24 protein-coding genes and 1 other RNA gene are annotated in these 24,175 nt (G+C 37.6%); 19 read left to right on the top strand and 6 right to left on the bottom strand.

All coding sequences use genetic code 11. The annotated features are described in order from the left end of the window. Positions 1 to 62: 62 nt before the first annotated feature. The 3 genes from IGI37_RS07980 to nth all read left to right on the top strand — a co-directional run bounded on the left by IGI37_RS07980 (position 63) and on the right by nth (position 2,139). Positions 63 to 689, top strand: a complete 627-nt coding sequence (locus tag IGI37_RS07980; RefSeq protein ID WP_438761070.1) for a YczE/YyaS/YitT family protein — start codon at positions 63 to 65, stop codon at positions 687 to 689. Positions 690 to 775: 86 nt separating this feature from the next. Beyond that, positions 776 to 1,477: a DnaD domain-containing protein gene (locus IGI37_RS07985; RefSeq protein ID WP_438761071.1), complete on the top strand. Its 702-nt coding sequence runs from the start codon at positions 776 to 778 to the stop codon at positions 1,475 to 1,477. A gap of 11 nt (positions 1,478 to 1,488) precedes the next feature. Next, complete coding sequence (gene nth, locus IGI37_RS07990; RefSeq protein WP_438761072.1) at positions 1,489 to 2,139, top strand: endonuclease III; 651 nt, start codon at positions 1,489 to 1,491, stop codon at positions 2,137 to 2,139. Positions 2,140 to 2,319: 180 nt separating this feature from the next. On the opposite strand, the gene IGI37_RS07995 is transcribed toward nth, so the two are convergent. Together IGI37_RS07995 and recU are read right to left on the bottom strand one after the other, a co-directional pair. Next, a complete protein-coding gene (locus IGI37_RS07995) occupies positions 2,320 to 4,629 on the bottom strand; it encodes a PBP1A family penicillin-binding protein (protein WP_438761073.1) in 2,310 nt (769 codons plus the stop codon). A 1-nt stretch (position 4,630) separates the two neighbouring features. Further along, positions 4,631 to 5,275 carry a Holliday junction resolvase RecU gene (gene recU / locus IGI37_RS08000; protein ID WP_438761074.1) on the bottom strand — a complete coding sequence of 215 codons (645 nt, stop codon included), beginning with the start codon at positions 5,273 to 5,275 and terminating at the stop codon, positions 4,631 to 4,633. Positions 5,276 to 5,336: 61 nt separating this feature from the next. On the opposite strand from recU, the gene IGI37_RS08005 reads away from it, so the two are divergent. The 8 genes from IGI37_RS08005 (at position 5,337) to IGI37_RS08040 (ending at position 11,081) form a co-directional block, all read left to right on the top strand. Next, positions 5,337 to 5,882, top strand: a complete 546-nt coding sequence (locus IGI37_RS08005) for a DUF1273 domain-containing protein (protein WP_438761075.1) — start codon at positions 5,337 to 5,339, stop codon at positions 5,880 to 5,882. Positions 5,883 to 5,976: 94 nt separating this feature from the next. After that, on the top strand, positions 5,977 to 6,396 hold the full coding sequence (gpsB, locus tag IGI37_RS08010; RefSeq protein ID WP_438761076.1) for a cell division regulator GpsB: 420 nt from the start codon (positions 5,977 to 5,979) through the stop codon (positions 6,394 to 6,396). A 16-nt stretch (positions 6,397 to 6,412) separates the two neighbouring features. Continuing rightward, positions 6,413 to 6,788: RNase P RNA component class B (gene rnpB, locus IGI37_RS08015), an RNA gene on the top strand. Positions 6,789 to 6,857: 69 nt separating this feature from the next. Then, positions 6,858 to 8,030: a THUMP domain-containing class I SAM-dependent RNA methyltransferase gene (locus IGI37_RS08020; protein ID WP_438761077.1), complete on the top strand. Its 1,173-nt coding sequence runs from the start codon at positions 6,858 to 6,860 to the stop codon at positions 8,028 to 8,030. Positions 8,031 to 8,089: 59 nt separating this feature from the next. Further along, complete coding sequence (locus IGI37_RS08025; RefSeq protein ID WP_438761078.1) at positions 8,090 to 9,586, top strand: carboxypeptidase M32; 1,497 nt, start codon at positions 8,090 to 8,092, stop codon at positions 9,584 to 9,586. Positions 9,587 to 9,765: 179 nt separating this feature from the next. Continuing rightward, complete coding sequence (locus IGI37_RS08030; protein ID WP_438761079.1) at positions 9,766 to 10,431, top strand: HD domain-containing protein; 666 nt, start codon at positions 9,766 to 9,768, stop codon at positions 10,429 to 10,431. Between the two features lie 53 nt (positions 10,432 to 10,484). Further along, complete coding sequence (locus tag IGI37_RS08035; RefSeq protein ID WP_438761080.1) at positions 10,485 to 10,844, top strand: hypothetical protein; 360 nt, start codon at positions 10,485 to 10,487, stop codon at positions 10,842 to 10,844. A 12-nt stretch (positions 10,845 to 10,856) separates the two neighbouring features. Next, positions 10,857 to 11,081: a hypothetical protein gene (locus IGI37_RS08040; RefSeq protein ID WP_438761081.1), complete on the top strand. Its 225-nt coding sequence runs from the start codon at positions 10,857 to 10,859 to the stop codon at positions 11,079 to 11,081. 72 nt (positions 11,082 to 11,153) lie between these two features. Here the strand turns inward: IGI37_RS08040 and IGI37_RS08045 are convergent, their stop codons facing one another. Continuing rightward, entirely contained in the window at positions 11,154 to 11,477 is a 324-nt protein-coding gene (locus IGI37_RS08045; protein ID WP_438761082.1) for a hypothetical protein, read from the bottom strand. Positions 11,478 to 11,648: 171 nt separating this feature from the next. Between IGI37_RS08045 and IGI37_RS08050 the strand changes: the two genes are divergently transcribed. Further along, positions 11,649 to 12,089, top strand: a complete 441-nt coding sequence (locus IGI37_RS08050; RefSeq protein ID WP_438761083.1) for a GNAT family N-acetyltransferase — start codon at positions 11,649 to 11,651, stop codon at positions 12,087 to 12,089. A 185-nt stretch (positions 12,090 to 12,274) separates the two neighbouring features. After that, positions 12,275 to 13,624 carry a DEAD/DEAH box helicase gene (locus IGI37_RS08055; protein WP_438761084.1) on the top strand — a complete coding sequence of 450 codons (1,350 nt, stop codon included), beginning with the start codon at positions 12,275 to 12,277 and terminating at the stop codon, positions 13,622 to 13,624. A gap of 185 nt (positions 13,625 to 13,809) precedes the next feature. Here the strand turns inward: IGI37_RS08055 and IGI37_RS08060 are convergent, their stop codons facing one another. After that, the gene (locus IGI37_RS08060; protein WP_438761085.1) at positions 13,810 to 14,244 is read right to left on the bottom strand and encodes a GNAT family N-acetyltransferase; all 435 of its coding nucleotides are present in this window, start codon (positions 14,242 to 14,244) and stop codon (positions 13,810 to 13,812) included. A 75-nt stretch (positions 14,245 to 14,319) separates the two neighbouring features. Here IGI37_RS08060 and IGI37_RS08065 point away from each other — a divergent pair, with 75 nt between their 5' ends. The 4 genes from IGI37_RS08065 to IGI37_RS08080 all read left to right on the top strand — a co-directional run bounded on the left by IGI37_RS08065 (position 14,320) and on the right by IGI37_RS08080 (position 20,654). Beyond that, complete coding sequence (locus IGI37_RS08065; RefSeq protein WP_438761086.1) at positions 14,320 to 15,384, top strand: DUF7278 family profilin-like fold-containing protein; 1,065 nt, start codon at positions 14,320 to 14,322, stop codon at positions 15,382 to 15,384. Positions 15,385 to 15,686: 302 nt separating this feature from the next. Continuing rightward, a complete protein-coding gene (alaS, locus tag IGI37_RS08070; protein WP_438761087.1) occupies positions 15,687 to 18,326 on the top strand; it encodes an alanine--tRNA ligase in 2,640 nt (879 codons plus the stop codon). A gap of 211 nt (positions 18,327 to 18,537) precedes the next feature. Further along, positions 18,538 to 19,134: an ECF transporter S component gene (locus IGI37_RS08075; RefSeq protein ID WP_438761088.1), complete on the top strand. Its 597-nt coding sequence runs from the start codon at positions 18,538 to 18,540 to the stop codon at positions 19,132 to 19,134. A gap of 353 nt (positions 19,135 to 19,487) precedes the next feature. Beyond that, the gene (locus IGI37_RS08080; RefSeq protein ID WP_438763617.1) at positions 19,488 to 20,654 is read left to right on the top strand and encodes a cation diffusion facilitator family transporter; all 1,167 of its coding nucleotides are present in this window, start codon (positions 19,488 to 19,490) and stop codon (positions 20,652 to 20,654) included. Between the two features lie 60 nt (positions 20,655 to 20,714). On the opposite strand, the gene IGI37_RS08085 is transcribed toward IGI37_RS08080, so the two are convergent. After that, entirely contained in the window at positions 20,715 to 21,137 is a 423-nt protein-coding gene (locus tag IGI37_RS08085; protein WP_438761089.1) for a ribonuclease HI family protein, read from the bottom strand. Between the two features lie 85 nt (positions 21,138 to 21,222). Between IGI37_RS08085 and IGI37_RS08090 the strand changes: the two genes are divergently transcribed. Further along, complete coding sequence (locus IGI37_RS08090; protein ID WP_438761090.1) at positions 21,223 to 21,657, top strand: EbsA family protein; 435 nt, start codon at positions 21,223 to 21,225, stop codon at positions 21,655 to 21,657. 403 nt (positions 21,658 to 22,060) lie between these two features. Here the strand turns inward: IGI37_RS08090 and IGI37_RS08095 are convergent, their stop codons facing one another. After that, positions 22,061 to 22,282: a cold-shock protein gene (locus IGI37_RS08095; RefSeq protein ID WP_438761091.1), complete on the bottom strand. Its 222-nt coding sequence runs from the start codon at positions 22,280 to 22,282 to the stop codon at positions 22,061 to 22,063. 189 nt (positions 22,283 to 22,471) lie between these two features. Between IGI37_RS08095 and IGI37_RS08100 the strand changes: the two genes are divergently transcribed. Beyond that, positions 22,472 to 24,142, top strand: coding sequence for a formate--tetrahydrofolate ligase (locus IGI37_RS08100; RefSeq protein WP_438761092.1), 1,671 nt, complete (start codon positions 22,472 to 22,474; stop codon positions 24,140 to 24,142). The last annotated feature ends 33 nt before the right edge of the window (positions 24,143 to 24,175 follow it).

The following is a 24,175-nucleotide window of genomic DNA, read 5'->3' on the forward strand; positions in this document are numbered from 1 at the left end:
AGTAGTTATCGTTTTGATGACTGTCTCAATCTCAATTTATATTTATAGAAGGGGTGTCTTTTTTGAATTTTAAATCAATCGGAATTAGAAGTTTTTATGCATTATTAGGTGTCTTTATCTTAGGATTTGGAGCTGCTCTTTTAAGAATTAGTCAAGTGGGGATGGATCCCTTTACTGCTGCCAATATCGGTGTTGGCGACAAATTGGGGCTGTCATTAGGTGTTTACCAACTCACACTTAATGCCATTATTTTAGTTTTAGTTTTTTTATTTGGTCGAAAATATATTGGGATTGGAACTGTCATTAATATGGTCCTGACTGGCTTTTTTATTGATTTTTTTACTTGGCTTTTAACAAACTATCTTCAAATAACCCTTACATTGACTACACAAATCTTTTTATTAGCTTTTGGTGTATTAATCTTCACGTTTGGCGCCTCCTTATATATGTCAGCTAAATTAGGGAATGCACCATATGATGCGATTGCGCCTATCATTGTCGATCATTTTAATTTTTCGTATCGAGTGGTTCGAATTATCCAAGATGTTTTGTTCTTGTTATTAGCCTTTTTATTTGGCGGGCCAGTGGGGGTTGCCACTATTATCAATGCTTTTTTTACAGGCCCATTAATTACCTTTTGGGATGCGAAAGTCAGTCAGCCGTTGATTACAAAAAGCACATCAAAATAAGACTTCACTAGAATTAAAGCAATCTCTCCCTTTCGGTTGGTTGCTTTTTTTAGTATACTTAAAAGTGGAGAAAGTAGGGAGCGCCTGTGACAACATTAAATGAATATTTAGAAGCCGGTCAAACGGTTATTTCAAATTTATTGTTAAAGAATTACCATCGTTTGGGTATGACAAACGATGAATTTTTGTTGTGGTTACAATTATATAGTCTACAAAATCAAGGAGATTTGTTCCCCGACATTACCCTGTTGGCACAAGATATGGGTAACACTACCGAGCAAGCTTTTCAAGTTTTGGATAAATTAGAAAAGAAGGGCTTTTTAAAAATTGAAACCTTCACAGATGACGACAACAAAAAAAGAGATCGTTACAATTTATCTTATATATTTGAGCGGCTGGCTGTTTTACAAGAACAAGAAAAATTCAAAACGCAACAACAAAGTGAAGAAGCCTCTGTCAAGGAGCTGTATCGTTCAATTGAACAAGAATTTGGCCGACCACTGTCTGCGATTGAGTTTCAAAGAATTGGTGACTGGTTAGAATCTGATCACTATTCGGCAGAATTAATTCATTTGGCTTTACGCGAAGCTGTGTTAAGTCAAGCTTATAATCTCAACTACATTGATCGGATTCTTCTTTCTTGGGAACGGAAAAATATTAAAACCAAACAACAGGTTGCTGACGAACAAAAGAAACGAAAACAATTGATTATGCAAAAAGAAATAGATCAACCGACTCAGAATAAAACATTACCAAAAGTCTCTATAGAAAATTGGTTAGATGAATAGGGGGAAATAACGTGTTAAATAAGGAAAAAACGATGGTAGCAATAGAAACAATGTATGATATGTTTCCTGAAGCACATGGTGAACTCGTTCATCAATCACCATTTGAGTTACTAATTGCGGTAATTTTGAGTGCCCAGGCAACAGATGTCTCTGTCAACAAGGCAGCACCAGCATTATTTGCTGCCTATCCCACGCCTGAACGTTTAGCCAATGCCCCTGTGGATGATATCATGCAGAAAATCAAAACTATTGGCCTCTATCGTAATAAAGCGAAAAACATCAAAGCTTGTGCCAATCAATTATTGACTAACTTTGGCGGTCAAGTTCCCAAAACAAGAGAAGAGCTAATCAGCCTGTCAGGAGTCGGAAAAAAAACGGCGAATGTTGTGCTTGGTGATGCTTACGGGATTCCAGCAATCGCTGTAGATACTCATGTTGAGCGAGTTTCAAAACGTTTGCGTATCTGTAAACTAAACGCCAATGTGCTAGAAGTAGAAGATACCTTAATGCGAAAGATTCCAAAAGAGCTTTGGGTCAAGACGCACCACACCATGATTTTCTTTGGCCGTTATCATTGTCTAGCCCGCGCGCCTAAATGCGACATCTGCCCCTTATTATCTATGTGTCAAGATGGAAAAGACCGAATGAAGCTTTCAAACTAATTTTATTTTCTGACGATTGTTTCTGTACTGACTATTTATTCGGCTGCCTAGAGGTTGGGACATCTACCTACTCGAATTGAAGAGAAGGACTCGTGTCAAAAGACAAATCACCAAAAGAATTGAAGACAAAAGGATCAAGGCCCACATTCTGGCTCTTGATCCTTTTGTCTATTTCAATTGTTACCCATTTTTATTATTATTTCCTTGATCTGTGGTACTTGGTTCTGTGTTTGGTTCTGTACCTGATTCGGCAGGCGGATTATTTCCGCCACCTTGATCAATTGTCCCAGTCTCAGTTGTTTCTGGTGGTGGGGTACTTTCAGTTGAACTTGAGCTTGGCACCTCACTTGTGCTAGAAGCTGGTTCTTCTGAAGTTGAGCTCTCGGATTCACTAGAGAAGGTTTCTGTCGTTTCACTCGTCACAGGTGGCGTATAGCTTGAACTTGGAGCCGTATATTTTCCTTCGAGATATAACTCATTACCAATTCGAGTGAGTCCTTTAGGCATCTCCCAGTCCGTATTTGTTACGGAAGCTGAAACATAACGCATAAATTCTCTATAGACATCAGAGGCAATCATATTCGTCTCATCTGTTACAGGTGTCATTCGGTGATTGTAACCCGTCCAAACAGAAAGGGCGTAGTTTCTCGTATATCCGGCAAATAATATGTCTGGATACACACCAGAACTAGTATTTAACTTGGCTAATTCATCATCGGTATAGTTAGAGGTTCCCGTTTTACCGGCTTGATAAAGACCTTCAATCTGGGCATTTGTACCTGAACCGATAGCAATCGTATCTTTTAGAATATCAGTTAGCATATAGGCAGTTGTCTCTTTCATCGCACGTTCGCCATCAGCTGGAAATTCATCTTCTGTGCCGTTTTGATAAACAACTTTATTGACGTATTGTGGTTTATAATACGTTCCACCATTGGCAATCGCCGCATAAGCTGCCGCCATTTTCAGAGTAGAAGCACCATACTTTGTGCCATCTTGCTCTTCTGTATTACTTGAAATCGCATTAGATTGGTGAATCGTTTTATAGTTAATGCCTAATTTATTTAAGAAGGTCGTAACATTTTTTTCACCAACTTCGTTAAATAGTTTGATTGCTGGCACATTTCGTGAGTTATACAGTGCTGAACGAAGGGTGATATTACCAAAATATTGATTGTCCCAGTTTTTAACAGGGGTATTTGTTCCTTCATAATTATACGGCTGATCTGAAATCATATCGCCTGTTGACTTATCTAAATATTCAAAAGCTGGACCGTAATCGGTGATAGGTTTCATCGTTGAGCCAAAATCTCGACCTGTTTCGACTGCTGCATTAAAGCCAAAAACTGTTCCGTCTGCAACTTTCCTAGCTCCGATTTGCGCACGAACTTCCCCTGTTTTGACATCAATAAGAGTGGAAGCCACTTGGAATTTATCATCAGGATAATCGACATAATCTTCTGTATTGACGATGTCGTATAATTTCTTTTGGGCGTCAAGATCAATATTGGTATAAATCTTAAGTCCGTCAGTGTAAACATCTTTCCCGGTTTTTTCTTTCACTTCTTTGATTGCTTCAAATAAGTAATTGTCGACAATTTTACGATTGGAGTTTTCTTTTCCCAGTTTTTGAAGGCCATCATCAATTGGTGTGGCAACAGCTTCATCATGTTCGGCTTTAGAAATCTTTTTGTTATCTAGCATCGTTCCTAAAACAATGTCTCGACGCTGTTTGGCATATTCAGGTTGCGTATACGGATCATAATCATTTGGTGCTTGAGGCATCCCAGCAAGAAGGGCCGTTTGAGCCAAAGAAAGCTGATCAAGTGTTTTATCGAAATAGTTCTCAGCGGCTGTTTCCATGCCATAAAAGCCATTAGCCATATACACTTTATTTATATAGTAGGTAATAATCTCTTGTTTTGATTTTTCTTTTTCAAGCTCCAAAGCCATCCAAGCTTCTTGTGCTTTTCGTTTAATTGTTTGATCTTCTGTTTTTGTTGAGAAATAAGATAGTTTAATTAATTGTTGCGTAAGTGTACTTCCTCCTTGGAGACCGCCCGTTTTCACATTGGAGACAGCAGAACCAATGATACGGATAGGATCGACTCCTTTATGTTGATAGAAGCGACGATCTTCTACAGACACAATCGCATCTGTTAAAAGTTGAGGCACTTGATTCGGTTCAACCTTCACTCGATTTTCAGCACCAATATCTTCAAAAAGTTCATCCTTCATGGTATAAAACTTAGAAGAAACCGTTGCGTCTAATTCTGTATCAGATATTTTTGGGGCATCTTTTGCATAAGACCAGAAAAGACCTGCGCCTGCGAGAACTCCGATAACACCCAGTGCTACAAGACCTAAGAAAATTTTCAAAATAACTGAGCCAACTGTCCGTTTTTTCTTTATCTTTGGTGACTTACCATTAGAATTATTTTTTTTGGGCTGTTCACGCCGAGAATATCTTGACTGTGAATTATCTGACATACTAGTTAGCTCCTTTTTGTTCATTTAGATACTGGTCAACCGCTTTTAAATAGGGGATTCTAGGGGCAATCGCTGGTTCAATCTCGATGCCTAACTCCTCAATAGTCTTTAAAGGGATTGATTTTTTCCCAGTACGCTCTTGTTCATCCCATAATAGGATTAATTCTTCCGCCGCTAAAAAGAAACAACGGTTTAAGGTCGAAAAGCTCAGTAAAATAAAACAAATTCCTTCTTGTTTTAAACAGACCTCCATATGTCGAATTTGATGTTCATGGATATTTCTAAACGGGAAGGACGTTTTATTTTGTGTTTCTTTGGCTTCAAAGTCTAAGTACCTTCCTTTATAGACACCATTATAATCGGTAGTAGAAGCTTGTGAAAAGTAGGCTTCCTTGATAACTGCCGCACTTCTTTTTGGATAATCTACCTTAACGATTTGTATAGGGGTAGGCTTCTTATGAATAACCGCTTGTCCACGATTCAAATAGTATTCATTACTTAAGTTAATCGCTTCTTCAAGACGCATCCCACGTTTGCCAAACTCGATTGGTTTCTTTTTTGAAACTTTTGACTCACTGCCTTGAGTTTTTTCTTTCGATGGCTCATTATGAATATAAGCACGTCCATTAGGATATCGGAAAACCATAAAATCACACTCCTAGTGCACATTATAGCAAAAAAGACTTCAGAAAGAAAAGGGCAGTGATATGAATAACCTAAAAACACTTTATTTAACGGGGTATCGTAGTTTTGAAATCGGCGTCTTTACAGAAAAAGACCCTAAAATTCAAGTTATTAAAAAAGTCTTAAAAGCCGAAATTCAACAATATGCCGAAAATGGGCTCGAGTGGGTTTTGACAAGTGGCAACTTAGGGATTGAATTATGGGGAGCTGAAGTTGTTAGTGAATTAAAGGAGGATTTTCCTGAGCTGAATCTAGGAATCATTTTCCCGTTTGAAGAATTTGGTAGTCAATGGAATGAAACCAATCAATTAAAGCTGCAAACGGCAAAACAACTAGCAGACTATGTTGATGCAACGAGTCACCAACCATACAAAGCACCTGATCAATTAAGAAACCATACCCAATTTTTACTTGAACATTCTGGTGGAACACTGATGGTTTATGACAAAGAATTTCCTGGCAAAACAGAATTTTTTGTAAAAGCCGCCGAACAATTTTCTGAAAAATTTCCTTACGTAATTCATATGATTACGATGGATGATTTACAAAACTCGATAGAAAGTCTTTAAAAAAGGAGATAGTGTTTGATTTCTGGCCTTTTTTTAGATACAATGGTAAGGGTAGAAATTTACTATCACGTAAATAAATAATGAGGTGCAAAATATGGCTAACTTAATGTATAATCCAAAAGACATTTTACAACAAGATTTTAAGACGAAGATGCGCGGCTACGATCCAGTGGAAGTAGACGAATTCTTAGATAACATCATCAAAGATTATGAAACATACAACAAACAAATTTTAGCGTTACAAGAAGAGAACGATCGTTTATTAGCGAAGATTGACCAACTATCAAAAAGCCAAGCAGTTGCTTCTCGTGTTCAACCAGAAGCACCAAAAAGTGCGGCTGTGACAAACTTTGATATCTTAAAACGTTTGTCAAACTTAGAACGTGAAGTCTTTGGTAAAAAACTTGACCAAGATGGTTTTGATACACCAACACCAACACGTGCCTCAACTTTTAGTTCAAACTATTCAAACACTGACAACAGTGATGATTTGGATAAAACAAGATTATTTTAATTAAAAAATTCCTGTAATTTTCGGGTGATCGCGGTTTGGCCTTGTGCTAAGCTGAGGAAAGTCCATGCTCGCACAGACTGCGACGTCTGTAGTGTTCGTGCTTAGCGAAAAAATAAGCTAAGGTACTTCTATATAGGAGTAACGGCAGGAAAACCGGCTAAGGTGTAAGCTATGCCCAAGTATCCTTGAAAGTGCCACAGTGACGAAACGGTTTTGGAAACGAAAACGGTGGAACGCGGTAAACCCCTCGAGCGAGCAACCCAAACTATGGTAGGGGCGCTTTTTGAACGAAAATGAACGTAGCAAAGAGGCAATCAATGATTGCAGATAGATGATGACCACGCCTTTCTTTCTCCCTGAGAGTAAAGGCGTACAAAACATGGCTTACAGAAGATTACAGGTAATCAGGGAGTCCTTCCAACAGTGTTGTGAAGGTTTTTTTTATAAGTAAGGAGAGAATAATGGATAAAACTAGAAAATTTCAACTCGTTGCAACAGCTGCCAGTGGATTAGAAGCGTTAGTCGGAAAAGAATTACGCGATTTAGGAATTGATTGTCAGGTGGAAAACGGGCGTGCTCGTTTTGAAGGAACGATGGAAACGATCGCTACAGCAAATCTTTGGTTGCGAACAGCTGATCGGATAAAAATTATTGTGGGTGAGTTTGATGCCTTTACATTTGATGAATTATTTGAAAAGGTTAAAGCTTTACCTTGGGAAGATTATTTACCCTTGGATGCTGAATTTCCGGTTGCTGGAAAATCAATTAAATCCAAGTTATTCAGTGTTCCCGATTGTCAAGCAATCACAAAAAAAGCGATTGTTAACCGCCTTCGTGAGGTCTATCATCGCCCAGCAAGCGTGCCTTTAACTGAAACTGGTGATTTCTTCAAATTAGAAGTTGCCTTGTTAAAAGATCATGTCATTGTCTCTCTTGATACGACTGGACCAAGTTTATTTAAACGTGGTTATCGTATGGAAAAAGGGGGCGCGCCGTTAAAAGAAAACATGGCAGCAGCCTTAGTTATGTTGACCAATTGGCGAAAAGATCGTCCTTTTTATGACCCCGTTTGTGGTTCAGGAACCCTTTGTATTGAAGCGGCCTTGATTGGGCACAATATTGCACCAGGATTTAACCGTGAGTTTGTTTGTGAAACTTGGGAATGGTTTGATGCAGAGATTTTTGAAAAGGTTCGAAAAGAGGCAGATGAACAGGCTGATTATGACATTCAACTTGATATCGCAGGCTCTGATATAAACGGGCGAATGATTGAGATTGCTCAAGCCAATGCAGAAGAAATCGGTCTAGGAGATTCGATTACCTTTAAGCAACAAGCGGTCAAGGACTTTACGACAGATAAAGAGTATGGTGTGATTGTCGCTAACCCACCTTATGGAGAGCGTTTGGGTGAGGAAGAAAGCGTTCGTCGTCTCTATACAGAGATGGGGGAAGTCTTCCGTCCGTTAAAAACATGGAGCAAATATATTTTAACTAGTGATTTAACTTTTGAGGAATACTATAAAGCAAGAGCGACAAAAAAACGAAAACTTTATAATGGGGCCATTCGAACGGACTTATTCCAATATTGGGGAACAAGACCACCTCGTCAACCTCGCGAAGAAACACAAGGATAAAAAGGAATCGGATAAACTAAGAAATGGATCACTTAGGATTTTTATTTGGAGGAATGAAGATGAAGGAACAAGAATTTTTACAAGAGTTAAAAGAAATCAGTCTGTTTAAACAAACGCTTGCTATGTTAGGCTGGGATACCCAAACAGGTATGCCTGAAAAAGCGAGTGAAGAACGTGGTGAAGTGGAGAGTTATCTGTCCGGCCTCACTTTTGAAAAAGAAGTAGGTCCAAAAATTAAAGAGGCGCTAACCTACTTTGAGACTCGCCAAGAAGAGCTTTCTGAAGTTGGTCAAGCTGCCTACAAAGTGGTTAAAGAAAACTATGAACTAAATCACGCGATTCCTAAAGAAAAGATGGAAGAGTTGAGTGGTGCACTTTCAAAAGCTCATGGAAGCTGGCAAAAATCTCGTGCGACCAAAAACTATGCTGATTTTCGTGACGCTTTAGAGAAAAATATTCGCCTAATCAAAGAGCTCATTCCTTATTGGAAGAAAGACGAAGCGACGGACTATGATGTTCTATTGAATCAATACGAACCCAATATGACTGTTGAAATCTTGGATAAAGTCTTTGCTCAATTACGAGAAGGAATTATGGAGATTCGCAAAGTCTTAGAAGAAAAAGGGACCGAGCCTAATACTGAATTTCTAACGCGTAAAATGACCGTTGCGCAACAAAGAAAATTTGTGATGGGTATCGTTACTCAACTAGGATATGATTTTAGTCGCGGACGTCTTGATGATACGATTCATCCATTTATGATTGGAATTAATCACAATGATATTCGAATCACTACTCGTTGGGATGAACATGATTTCACTATGGCAACATTTGGCGTCATTCATGAAGCTGGCCACGGTATGTATGAACAAAATATTGACCCGAAATATGCTTACACACCGGTTGCGAATGGTACGTCTATGGGGATTCATGAGTCTCAATCATTATTTAACGAAATTATTATTGGGAGCAATAAACAGTTCTGGAAAAAACAATTCCCATTCCTAAAAGAGTGTGCTGAAGGAACCTTCGATGATATTTCTTTTGATCAATTTTACGATTCCTTAAAGAAAACACAAGCGAGTTTAATTCGAATTGAATCTGATAGCTTAACTTATCCATTACACATCATCATTCGTTATGAAATCGAAAAAATGATCTTTAATGGAGAAGCAAAGGTGGATGACTTACCACAAATTTGGAATGATAAATATGAAGAATATTTAGGCATTCGTCCAGAAAATGACTTAGAAGGCATCTTACAGGATGTTCACTGGTCAGGTGGAAGCTTTGGTTATTTCCCATCTTATGCCCTTGGTTATATGTATGCGGCACAATTGTTAGATGCAATGAAAAAAGAGCTAAATTTTGATGCGGTTCTAGCTTCTGATAACTATGAACCAATCAAAGCCTGGTTGACTGAGCATATTCATCAATATGGTGCATCTAAAAAACCAAATGAGCTCATCCTAGAAGCAACAGGTGAAGGTTTAAATCCTCAATATCTGATTGATTATATGAAACAAATCTACTTTGATGTATACAAAGTAAAATAAGCAGTTTAGAGGTTGGGACCATAACTCAAAAAGTTATGTCCCAACCTCAGTTTTTCGGCCAGAAGACGAATAGATCTCATCTGTAGTAAAATATATCGTATTGAGAGACTGCTTACACTCATTCTCTAGTAAGTAACGACCTCTGATTGAAACCTAATTCATTTAAACAGGAGAAGCACATGGAAAAAGAACTTGAACAGATTAAGCAGTATGCCTATAAAATATTAGAAAACGATACAACCGGTCACAGCATGGATCATATTGAGCGTGTGGTAACCATTAGTCAACAAATTCTAGAAACTGAACCAACTGCTGATGAGTTTGTTGTTCTAGCAGCCGCTTATTTACATGATACGATAGACGATAAATTGGTAGCCGATGAACAACAAGCTACCGAAGAATTGTCTTCCTTTCTAAATTCTTTAGCTATCCAGCCTAAGTCTTGCCAAGAAATATTGTACATCATTCAACATCTTTCCTTCTCAAAGGAAATCGTTTCAGGAAAAGGCGCGTTATCTTTAGCAGGAAAAATTGTCCAAGATGCAGATCGAATTGATGCGCTCGGAGCAATTGGTATTCTTCGAACAGCTTATTATGGTGGTGGCAAGGGACATCCAATTTACGATCATAAAATAACACCAATTGATTATAATTCGAAAACGGAATATCGTCGAGGAAGCACAGTCATTAACCACTTTTATGAGAAGCTCTTTCTTTTACCAGAACGAATGAACACAGATTTCGGAAAGAAAGAAGCAGAGAGACGAAAGAAATTTATGGAAAACTTTCTAGAGGAATTTTATAACGAGTGGAATTTACCAGAAGACTCCGAAAAACAAATCTAATTAGTTTCTTTTTCCAAATATCTTTCCTATAATAGAGCCAAGGAGGGAAGCACATGTTTTTTCAACAGGCGTTAACGCCAAAAGCTTTATTACGGACACTTCCTCATATTTCTGAATGTTTCTTACTTATTCAAAGCCATTTTCAAGAAAAAAATTATCAAGTGGCCGTCTACAAATATGAAAATGAATACTTTATTTTACGTGATGAACTACTCCTTGAAACAATCAATCGTTTATCATTCCGTCCACGTGGCGATGAGGCAGAAATTTTAGCAGCAATTGAAGAGGCTTTAGATGCCAATCATTATTTAATGACTGAAGAAAAGTGCCTATTACTTGACCTTAGAACGATTGACAAAATGGGGGAGCAAGCCCAGACCAAGATTAACTATTTTGAGTTCGTTGATTTGTAGGAGGAGATGTTTATGAAAAAGACTGCTTATGTTGCACTCAAAGAAACTCAGCTACTATCTTTATTAAAACAGGTTGATGGAGAAGTTAGCACGTTGGAATTAATTGATGAGCAAAATGACTTAGATGTGATGGTTCTTTCTCGTGCGGATTGGGAGTATTTAATTGGTTCACTTGACAGCGATGACCGCGAACGTTTTTCTACAGAAGATTCTGTTGACGAATGGTCTCAAGAATAAAAAAGCACAACTTAAACGCGCTCTAACTTGTAACATGACTAGCTAGAGAAGACGGTTAGGTTGTGCTTTTTCTTAATTTTTGTGTTGAATTTTACGTAACTTGTTAACTGCTCGAATAAAATTACTAAAGACAAGTAGGCACCCAATAATTATAGGTACCCAAAGTAAATAGATAGGGTATCCAACTTTTTGACTAAGTTGTTGACTACTTTCACGAGTTAAGTCACTTGCTGCTTGTTGCCATACCTGCAGACTAAAAACCGTTAGGAAAACAGCGATAATCAAAAGAATAAACCCTAAAAAATTGACTGTTGATTTTTTTCTTAAAATAGAAAAAACGATATATAAGATGAAAAGAAATAATGGCACCCCAAAAGAAAAATAAGGATTTAACATAATGGCCCCTCCTTTTTTGTTAATGATACTTCATATTTCATGTTTTGGAAACTACGACCACTTGATTTTTTTTACGGACTCCCCCCTCTATTTGTTATAAATCTACTAAGAATAGTTGTCCATATCGCACTTTTTCAAAAAAAGTTCTATACTGATGCCGAGGTGATTCTTATGACGTTAGAGGTTAGAAAAGCTAGAATAACAGATTGGCAAGCGCTCCATTATTTATGTACCAAAGAGCTAGGTTATCCCGTTTCTGAAAATCAACTAAAACAACAATTGGGAAAAATTCTCGCCGATCAAACACAGCTTATTTTGGTGGCTGAAAATTTTGGACATGTGCTAGGTTATGTTCATTTGAGTGATTATCAAACCCTCTATTTTTCTTCTTTAAAAAATGTGATGGGACTAGCTGTTTTGAGTCAGTATCAAGGGAAAAAAATTGGAACAACACTCATACAGGCAGCCGAACAATGGGCAAAAGAACAAAAAGCAAGTGGCATTCGCGTTAACTCTGGTGAGAAGCGCGTAGGTGCTCACCAATTTTATGAAGCGTTGGACTATCAATCCAAAAAAATGCAAAAAAATTTTTTTAAACGATTGGATGAATAAATAATTGACTGATATCTATAAATAAATAGAAGCAAATTTCTTTGTTTTGAAAAATTAATTCCAGCTAAGTGTGTCATACTATGAATCATGATGAAATAAGAAGATTTCCGAATATCCGTGCTTTTCACTGTTTTTTTATGGTATAATGCGCAAGGACTAAGTATAAAATGAAAAGAGGTGGTCAAGTGAATACATTTAAACAATTTCACTTTAACCCATTTATAAATGAAGCGCTAAAAGATAAAAGCTTTGAGACACCCACAGAAGTGCAAGAAAAATTAATTCCTTTAATTCAAAAAGGGAAAAGTGTGGTAGGGCAATCACAGACTGGTTCAGGCAAAACTCATACCTTCTTATTACCTTTAATGGATAAAATTGACGCTGAAAAAGATGAAACACAGATTGTCATTACTGCGCCAAGCCGTGAGCTAGCTACACAAATTTTTCAGGCCGCTAGTCAAATTGCTAAATTTTCAACTCCTGAGATTCGAGTGACGAATTTTGTTGGAGGAACAGACAAACAACGACAACTAAATCGTCTAAAACATCAACACCCACATGTAGTTATTGGTACACCTGGTCGAATCTTAGACTTGATGAATGAACAAGCCTTAAAAGTTCATACGGCTTCTGCGTTTATCGTGGATGAAGCAGATATGACACTTGATATGGGCTTCTTAGAAGAAGTTGACCAAATTGCCAGCCGTTTACCCGAGAAGCTACAGATGCTGGTCTTCTCTGCAACAATTCCAGAAAAATTACGTCCTTTCTTAAAAAAATATATGGAAAATCCTATTATTGAAGAAATTCGCCCTAAAGCGGTGATTTCAGAAACCATTGATAACTGGTTGATTTCAACAAAGGGGAAAGACAAGAATCGGCTGATTTATCAGCTATTAACTGTCGGACATCCGTATTTAGCCATTGTATTTGCGAATACGAAACAACGGGTGGATGAGATTACTGAATATCTGAAAAATCAAGGACTAAAAGTAGCGAAAATCCATGGAGATATTACACCTCGTGAACGAAAACGAGTGATGCGGCAAGTTCAAAACTTAGAATTTCAATATGTAGTTGCGACCGATTTAGCCGCTCGTGGAATCGATATTGAAGGAGTCTCTCATGTAATTAACGCAGAAGTGCCTGAAGAGCTTGACTTCTTCATTCACCGAGTAGGGCGAACGGGTCGAAATAAACTTTCTGGAACCGCGATTACCCTCTATGAGCCAAGTGATGATGAGGCAATTATGGCAATTGAAAAACTGGGTGTCACCTTTAAACCAAAAGAAATTAAAGAGGGCGAAATTGTCGATACGTACGATCGAAACCGTCGGAAAAAACGCGAGCGCTCAAAAGATGTCTTGGATCCAACCTTAATTGGTTTGGTCAAGAAAAAGAAGAAAAAGATTAAACCAGGCTATAAAAAACGGATTGAATGGGCCATTTCTGATAGTAACAAACAGAAAAGAAAAGTCGAACGCCGTCAACAAACTCGTTCTGTCCGTAAAAATAAAAAGAATTCCAATCAATAATTTTTCATAAAAAAACCCGTCAGAATTTATGCTGAACCTTACAAAAGCTAACTTTTAAGTTGGCTTTTGTAAAGTAATTCGCTTAAATTTTACGGTTTTTTTGGCTCTTCATTAACAGAAGTTGCAGTTGAACAGAAGTTGCCGTTGTCGATTTTCATCAAGGACATTTGCAAGAACATGATTGTTTACAATAATTGTTTTACCATTTTAACACAGGATACCCCATCTTCAATGTAGGGCGCTAAACATACTTGATAACCTAGTTTTTGATAAAAAGCGTAGGCATGCTCTTCAGCAGATAAAACTGATGTGTTACAGCCTTCTTTCTTTGCCTGTGCTTCTGCTTTTAGTAATAATTTTCTGCCGATGCCTTGTCCTCTATATTGCAGGCTAACGCAGAAACGATCTGGATTGAGTACATGAGGTTCTAGTTTTTGATAACGAAGCGTCGCAATCGGTTTATCTTCTTCAAAACATACAAGATAGAGGACATCTCCAGAATAGTCGAGCGCATCAAACTCTTCTTCAGGAGAGATCTTCTGTTCAAGAACAAATACTTGATACCTGATATAAAAGGCAGCTGCTTTTAGCCATTCTTCATTTCCAATGAATAAATTCATTATTTTCACCCGCTTTATTTAAATTCCGTGCTATACTTCAAGCATACCAAAAATTAGTTAGGATGGGGAAAACTAGTGAATTTTTTTGAACAGTTGCAATGGCATCAATGGGGAAAATTAACCCAAGAAGATAAACAACTCTTATTTCGTCAAATACTCATGTACTATGTCAGCCCACTTGTAAAAGTCTCTGATGTTCAGCTCGTGACCTATGAATTTGAAGGTATCACCTGCACAAGTTTTGAATGCAAACTAGATGAAGAGGCCTTTGTCTTTATTCCAGGAAATAAAAAAGCTGTGTTAGGTTGGGAATTAGGGATTCAGGAATTATCTGAACAAGACGTTCTTTATAGACATCGGTCAGCTGAACATTCGGCTGTCTATTTTCAATTTAAACAAATCTATGGTTTCGAAACTTTGGAGGATTTTAATGATTACGTGAATGATTTTACCACACCTGTAAGAACGGTTGCGGTAGCTCCCATGCTGGTCCAAAAACAGCCTTGTCCGATTGGCACTCACTTTCTAGGGAATTATCAGACCATGACTGGCCAGTTTGTGGGTGATGAACAGGCAGTAGCTCCTTTCTTGTCTGAAATCAAACAACAATTAAGTCCCCAACTTAGTTTTACTGAAAGTTTAACGTGGGAATTTCCTCGTTCTTTTGGAAAAGAGGATGCCTACTACTTGGAACAATCAACACAAGAAGATACGTATTCTATTTATCAGCACACTGGCCAAACGCACCGACAGCTGTTAAAAGAGGTTCATTCAAAAGGATTCGATTTGTTGACAGAAGATCAATGGGAATATGTAGTTGGTGTCGGAAGTCGACAGCTGTTTCGCTGGGGTAACGAATTAGATACTGAGACAACACCACAGGAAAGATCAATCAGAGCGCAACACGAAGGCCAAAACATGTTTGGGTTGTTTCTCGACACCTCTAAGACACGTTTTGAAATGACTCAAAATCCGACTGTTCTTAAGTTTGATATTATTGAGAACTCTGGCTCACCAATTATTGACAGTCTACCTTTATCCACTTACTATCAGTCAGGTGTCATGATTCAAGGGGATTACAAGCTTGCTCCAGAAGAATTTCTCTATCGAAAAGTCATCCCTATTGAAATGGTTCAGTAAAAATTGACATTTATGCAAGAATTCTTTATACTTTGAAAGTAAACAAAAAGCCATAGTTTTAATTAGACAGCATTAACAGAAAGTTTCTTGTAGCTGAGAAAGAGACACTGCTTCATTAAAACTGCTCCTTTTTGAATTTGATAGAAATATCAACGCAACTCAGCGTTAACGAGTTTAAGAGGTAATGACAAACATCATTGCAATCAAGGTGGTACCGCGAATCAATCGTCCTTGACTGTGATGGTGTTTTTTTGCGATTTTTTTAGTCGCACCCAATTGTTAGAAGAAAGTAGGAAAAGAAAATGAAAGAATTAACAAGTAGTCAAGTTCGTCAAATGTATCTTGATTTTTTTAAGTCAAAAGGACACAGTGTCGAACCAAGCGCATCGCTCGTACCAGTCAATGATCCAACTTTATTATGGATTAACTCTGGGGTTGCCACATTAAAGAAATATTTTGATGGTTCAGTGGTTCCAGAAAATCCTCGGATTACGAATGCGCAAAAATCTATTCGGACAAACGATATTGAAAACGTTGGAAAAACAGCTCGTCACCACACAATGTTTGAGATGTTAGGGAATTTCTCAATTGGAGACTACTTCAAGAAAGAAGCGATTCATTGGGCATGGGAGTTTTTAACCTCACCTGAATGGATAGCCTTTGACCCTGAAAAGCTTTATGTTACCGTTTATCCAAAAGATACAGAAGCAAAACGAATTTGGCATGAAGAAATTGGTCTGACAATGGAACATATTATTGATATTGAAGACAACTTCTGGGATATTGGTGCTGGACCTTGTGGACCCGATTCTGAAATTTTTTACGACCGTGGGGAAGAATTTAATGATGTAGCAGAAGATGATCCAGAAAACTATCCTGGTGGCGAAAATGAACGTTACCTAGAAATTTGGAATCTTGTCTTTTCAGAGTTTAACCACCAAGCTGACGGCTCATACGAACCCTTACCACATAAAAACATTGATACAGGTATGGGGCTAGAACGGATGGTCTCTATCATTCAAAATGCACCAACCAATTTTGAAACAGATTTATTTATGCCAATTATCCATGAAGTAGAACAGCTTAGTGGGAAAGTAACCTATGGACAATCACCTTTAACAAATAGTTCTTTTAAAGTTATTGCTGACCATATTCGTGCATTATCATTCGCTATTGGCGATGGGGCATTGCCATCAAATGAAGGTCGCGGGTACGTTTTACGTCGTTTATTACGTCGTGCAGTTATGCATGGGAAAAAATTAGGGGTTGACGAAGCTTTCCTTTACAAATTAGTTCCTGTTGTTGGCAAAATTATGGAAAGCTATTATCCAGAAGTTTTAGGACAACGAGAATTTATTGAAAAAGTGGTTCGTACAGAAGAAGAACGTTTCCATGAAACCATCAATGAAGGTTTAGCTATTTTAAATGAAGTTATCACAAAAGTGAAAGCTGCGAATGAATCAACATTGAACGGGAAAGATATTTTCAAATTATATGACACGTATGGTTTTCCAGTAGAGTTAACTGAAGAGGTTGCTGAAGATGAAGGATTAAAAGTCGACCATGAAGGCTTTGAAAAAGAAATGCAAGCCCAAAGAGAACGGGCACGTGCCGCTCGAAACACTGAATTATCAATGGGTGTTCAATCTGCCTTATTAACGGATATTAAAGTGGAAAGTACCTTTGTAGGTTACTCTAAAACAGAACACGATAGCTCACTTTTAGTCATCATTCAAGAAGAAGCTATTTTGGATACAGTCTCTGAAGGACGCGCGCAAGTCATCTTTTCTGAAACACCTTTCTATGCAGAAATGGGTGGGCAGGTAGCCGACCAAGGAATCATTATGAATGAGGCTGAAGAAGTTGTAGCCAATGTTCTTGATGTGAAAAAAGCACCAAACGGCCAATTTATGCATACGGTTGAAGTACTTCTTCCATTAAAAGAAGGTACGATTTACAAATTACTTGTTGATAAATCAAAACGCAATCGTATCACTAAAAATCATACAGCAACTCATTTATTACACAAAGCGCTAAAAGAAGTGCTCGGCAGCCATGCAAATCAAGCAGGTTCACTCGTAGCTCCGGGACATTTACGTTTCGACTTTACTCATTTTGGTCAAGTAACCGCTGAGGAATTAAGTCAGATGGAACGAATCGTCAACGAAAAAATTTGGGAAGCTATTCCTGTCGTAACAGTTGAAACAGATATCGATACCGCTAAAAATATGGGCGCTATGGCTCTATTCGGTGAAAAATACGGACATGACGTTCGTGTGGTAAATGTTGGAGATTGGTCAATTGAGCTGTGTGGAGGAATTCATGTCCAAAATACTGAAGATATTGGTATTTTCAAAATCGTCGCTGAATCAGGAATTGGGGCAGGCGTACGACGGATTGAAGCAGTAACAAGTAAAGAAGCATACGAGTTACTTTATAATGAAGAGCAGCAACTAAAAGAAGTGGCGGCTATTGTTAAATCACCTCAATTAAAAGAAGTCGTAAGTAAGACAGAACAATTGCAACAACAGCTAAAAGAAGCCTTAAAAGAAAATGAAAAACTGGCTGGGAAATTAGCAAACCAACAAGCTGCTGATGTTTTCCAAAATAGCCAAGAAATTAACGGTGTTCGTGTGATTGCAGCAGAAGTGCAAGTCAAAGACATGAATCAATTACGTCAATTGGCCGATCAATGGAAACAAAAAGAGTTATCAGATGTTTTAGTTTTAGCAAACGGCCAAGATGGCAAAGTAAGTTTATTAGCTGCCATGAATAAGACAGCTAATGAAAAAGGTTTGAAGGCTGGTGACTTAATTAAAGCAATCGCTCCTCTTGTAGGCGGTGGCGGTGGTGGACGTCCAGATATGGCTCAAGCTGGTGGGAAAAACCCAGCAGGAATTCCGGATGCACTAGCAGAAGTTAGCGTTTGGCTAAGTAAATAACACTTTCTTGTTTTTATACTAGGGAAAAGGTGCACTATTCAGAACTCTTGACTGGCACACTTCTCCCTAGTTTTTCTATACAAATCATAAACCGAATAAAAGAAAATAGCAGATTTATTCGTTTTTGATTAGAAAAAAGTAATATAAGTTGACGAAAACAGAATTTATTTTTATGATAAAGCTCATACTTACTAAAAGTAGGAGGAAGAAAATGAAAAGCACAAATAAAACATTTCGATTAGTTTTACGAGCGATCTTATTAGCGATTATTATTGTTCAAGCAATGGTCCCTTGGTTAGGGTTTATTCCATTAGGTTTTGTCAGCTTAACGATTATTCATGTAACAGTCATCATTGCAGCTGTCGTATTGGGTCCTAAAGATGGTATGATTATTGGCCTATTTTGGGGACTAGCGACGATGATTCGAGCATTTGCGATGCCTACCACACCTTTTGATACATTAGTATTTACAAATCCTGTGATTTCGGTCATTCCCCGTGTCTTAGTCGGGGCAGTTGCAGGGTACATCTTTCATCTTATCTACAAACGAACGCAGTCCATTACTGGCGGGGCAATTACTGCTGGAATTTTAGGTTCATTAACAAACACTGTCCTTGTCCTAGGATTTATGGGCTTATTTTATACAAATGCAACTGCAGGGGCTTACGGAGTTGATTCTTCACTATTATTTAAAACGCTAGTTGGAGTAGCCATCGCAAATGGTATTCCAGAAGCAATTGGTGCAGCAATCATTACACCACTTCTAGCTAAAGCTCTGTTTCATGCAACACCTCTTACACCAAAATAGATATAGTCTTAATAAAATAACAACCTGCTGATTAAAATGAGTGCCAATCCTTTTAGATCCGCGTAAAATAGTTTCTAGCGATGAGCCTGGGACGTAACTTTTTGAAGTTATGTTCTGGGCTCACAGCATCCGAATAAATAGTCAACACAGAAACACTCCCATCTGTCACAACCACTTTTTTATTTAAAACGCGCCATTGCCTATTTTTATTTTTCCCATAGCTAATCTTTTTTGTTCGACTATTCATTAATTTAAACGACTATAAGTTTAGAATTTTGGCTTCCCTTAAAGCTTGTCTGTTTGATTTTTAGCTATTATAATGGATGAATTGACAATTGAAAGGTGTTTTTATCATGGTTCATTACCTATTACAAAAATTTACTCAACAATCTACGTTAAGTTCTTCCAAAAAAAGAACAAAAGCAGGGATTTTAGCTGGTATACTAGGCTTGATTTCTAACGGACTATTATTTACTAGTAAAATAACAATCGGATTAGTATCTGGGAGTGTCTCTATTATGGCTGATGCCATCAACAGCTTGTCAGATACAGCGTCCTCAATTTTGACATTGGTGGGCTTTCATATCTCAGCGAAACCTGCCGATAGAGAACATCCATACGGGCATGAACGTTTTGAATATATCAGCGGACTATTTGTCTCTATTATTGTGATTTATGTAGGCTTTCAGTTTTTAGATACTTCTTTTCAAAAGATTCTGCATCCTGAGAGTATCACTTTGTCGCCAATCGTTTTTATCGTTTTAGTCTTATCTATTGTGATTAAAATTTGGCAAGGGAGCATGTATAAAACGATTGGCCAATCGATTCAATCAAATACACTAAAAGCGACAGCTCAAGATAGCTTAAACGATGTCTATACTACGATTGCAGTCCTAGCTTCAGCGCTCATCGAATGGGTAACAGGCTGGCGAATTGATGGGTATGTCGGTTTTCTGATTGCCTTATATATCCTCTATAGTGGCTTTCTGATGGTGAAAGGCTTTGTTGACGACTTATTGGGGAGTCGGCCGACTATAGAAGAAATCGAAGCGATGAAACAGCACCTTTCTTCTAATCATTCAATTTTAGGTTACCATGACTTACTAATTCATAGCTACGGACCCAATAAACGCTTTGCTTCTGTTCATATTGAGGTGGATGAGTCGTGGGATTTAAATGAAGCTCATGCAATTATTGATACTATAGAAAAAGAGTTTAAAACAACTTTAGGCGTTGATTTAGTCTGTCATTTGGATCCAGTTGCGCTTCATGATAGAAACTATACACGTCTGTCCTTAATTCTCAAAGAAATTCTCGGGAAATTAGATGACGGCATTCGAATGCATGATTTTCGAATTGAAACACAAGAGGGGAAAAAAATCCTTCAGTTTGATTTGGCAATTCCTACTAAACCAACCTATAGCGATGAAGAGCTGACTCAGCTAATTCAATCGAATTTGAGTCAACAAGCAGGAGAGTATACCTTAGATATTACTTTTGATCATAATTATTTATTGTGAGCTTGAATAAACCAAAAACTACGAACCATTTTCCAAAGTGGAAGGTTCGTAGTTTTTTAGTTACGTTTTGCCTTTTTTTTGAGTCTGCTTTAACGCCTTTTGTAGTCCTTGGCGTGCGAGATTGTCCGCACCTTTATTTTTACTCTCTGGAATCCATTGTAAAATTAACAAAGAGAACTCTTCTTGCAACAGTCTGAATTTTTCTAAATAGGGGAGAAAAAGGGGATTATTAGTAAAGTCTTTGTCAATAGTTTGAACAACAACTTTACTATCAGAATAAATAGTGATCGTTTCATGTTGCCACTTTTCCTCTAACAAAAATTCTAATGCAGTTAACAATATTTCAAACTCTGCTTGATGATTGGTCATCTCAGAAAATGCATATGATTTTTGTTTGTATATTATTTCACTTGTTATCATTAATCCGCCACCACTGGGTCCAGGATTTCCTTTTGTCGAGGCATCAATAAATACTTTGATCATCCATTTCTCCTTTTCTAAATAAAAAAATATGGTAAGATAAGTATAACATTAACAAGTAGTTTTATTAACTAGAAAGGATACATCTATGAAACGTACCTATTATCATTGGCAACCAGAGCTGTCCACGACTATGATTTATTGGTCTGGCACCATGATGATTTTCTTTTTTAGCTTAATTCTTTCATTAGAATATACTCGGCCATACTGGCTTAGCAATACTGTTCTCGTTATTTTTTTCTTCTTTGTTTATCTTGGATTACGTCGCTCTATTACTCTTTGTGATACTCGTTTAGAAATTAGGTACGCTACTTTTTGGCGAGTAACTAAACTTTTGTATGACGAGATAGAGTGGGTAAAAGAAGGGCCAAAAGGAATAGAAGTCAAAACAAAAAGAGCCACCGAACCACACCTATTTAATATGAGAAAGAAAACGAAAAAGAAATTTATAAAAAACTTAACAAATCAACAAATTGACGCAAAATTCTTTTATGATGACTCCTTAAAGATGTCCAAAGACTAAGTCAATTTTGTACTTGAGTATTTATTACAAAAAACCACAATCAGCAAAAGAGATTGGGACAGAGACAGAGGTGGTAACTTCTGAGTTCAGCACCTTCAACTCTAGCCTGTGATCTGTGTAGAAGATACTAAGAGCCTTGGACCTAACTTTTGGGAAGTTATATCCAAGGCTCTTTTACGATTTTTTAACTCTCAGTATTTATGAAACAGAAACGTTTATTCCGATATACTTTGAACCAGATTAAGCTAATTTTTTGATAAGAAACTTTCTTATCAAAAAATTACCGATGTTGCTCCTAACAGGATAGATACAATAATTTCTTTCAAATAAAAAACCAGCCAAAGCTTAGCCCTAACTGGTATCTATCTTTACGTAATTATAAGATAACTCGAAAATTGTTGAACTATAATTCTTCTACTTCTTCAATTAATTTTCGGACATGAGCAGCTTGGGTTCCTCTGTTTCCCTCAACAATGTCAAATTCGACAGGTTGATTATCTTCCAAGTTCTTGAAACCTTCTTCTTCAATAGCAGTAAAGTGAACAAAAATTTCCTCCACCTCATTATATAGGATAAAACCATATCCCTTTTTACTATCAAACCATTTCACGATTCCTTTGGCCAAATCACTCACGACCTTTCTGATTACTTATGAAACTAGCCTAATTATAATCATGAATTTGAAACACGTCAAATTTATTTGAATTTCCCGAATTTTTTAGTGATTTCCATATTAAAAACAAGTATAATAAGAATATTCTTAACGAAATCATATATATTTAATAAAAAAGTTCGTAATTTTTTGGAGGGTCTTATGAAAACAGATATAGAAATCTCTCAATCAATAACATTGAAACCGATTAAAGAGATTGCTGAAAATCTTGGGTTAACAGAAGACGATATTGAGTTATATGGAAATTATAAGGCAAAACTCAACATTTCAGCGATTCAAGATGCACAAAAGAATCAAGAAGGGCAACTGATTTTAGTGACTTCCATTAATCCAACACCTGCTGGAGAAGGGAAATCTACAGTGACTATTGGCTTGGGCGATGCCTTAAATTCTATTGGCAAAAAGACAGTCATCGCACTTCGTGAACCATCTCTTGGCCCAGTTATGGGGATCAAAGGAGGGGCTACAGGCGGAGGCTACGCGCAGGTTTTACCCATGGAAGATATTAATTTGCATTTCACAGGGGACATGCATGCGATTACAACAGCTAATAATGCTCTTTCTGCGTTATTAGATAACCATATTCAACAAGGCAATCAACTAAACATTGATACACGCCGTATCATTTGGAAACGCGTGGTTGATTTAAATGACCGAGCTCTTCGCCAAGTGATCGTTGGTTTGGGTGGACCTCTTCAAGGCGTTCCTAGAGAAGATGGCTTTGATATTACTGTTGCAAGTGAAATTATGGCCATTCTTTGTTTGGCTACAGATATCGAAAATCTGAAAAGCCGACTTTCAAATATTGTTGTGGCTTATACGTATGAAAAAACACCTGTTACTGTGGGCGATTTACAAATTGAAGGCGCTCTTGCTTTGATTTTAAAAGAGGCGATTAAACCGAATCTTGTCCAAACAATCTATGGAACGCCCGCGTTTGTTCATGGTGGCCCTTTTGCCAATATTGCACACGGCTGTAATAGCGTACTTGCCACCAAAACAGCCTTAAGACTCGGTGATTATGTCGTGACTGAAGCCGGCTTTGGTGCAGATCTAGGTGCAGAGAAGTTCTTAGATATCAAAGTGCCTAATTTGAAAAAAGCGCCAGATGTGATTGTGATTGTCGCAACTATTCGGGCCTTAAAGATGCATGGTGGCGTTGAAAAAGCTCAGCTTAATGAAGAAAATGTTGAAGCAGTTAGAAGTGGCTACAGTAATTTAAGAAAACATATTGAGAATATGAAAAGTTATGGTATACCTGTTGTTGTCGCTATCAATGAATTTGTTACTGATACAAAACAGGAACTCGCTGAACTTGTTGCGCTTTGCCAAGAACAAGGGGTGATTGTCGAGACAGCTAGCGTTTGGGAACATGGCGCACAAGGAGGTCTAGCTTTGGCTAAGACGGTGGTCTCTGTCATCGAAAAAGAAACGGCTAATTATCATTCAATTTATCCAATAGGCGCCTCTCTTGAAGAAAAAATCCAAACCATTGTCACCAAAATTTATGGTGGCTCAGGGGTTACCTTTAGTCAAAAAGCCCTCAATCAAATGAAGATTTTTGAGAATTATGGCTGGGATCGTCTGCCTGTTTGTATGGCAAAAACGCAATATTCGCTATCTGACAATCCAAAAGCTTTGGGTGCACCTTTAGACTTTACTGTAACCATTCGCGAACTCGTTCCAAAAATCGGTGCCGGTTTTATCGTTGCCTTAACTGGAGATGTTATGACAATGCCCGGATTGCCAAAAGAACCTGCTGCGCTAAAAATGGATGTTTTAGCAGATGGAACAGCGATTGGTTTATTCTAAAAAAGAATAGTAGACAAAAACTCAAGCCTATTT

Source organism: Enterococcus sp. AZ194 (assembly GCF_051713825.1).
Taxonomy (GTDB): Bacteria; Bacillota; Bacilli; order Lactobacillales; family Enterococcaceae; genus Enterococcus_K.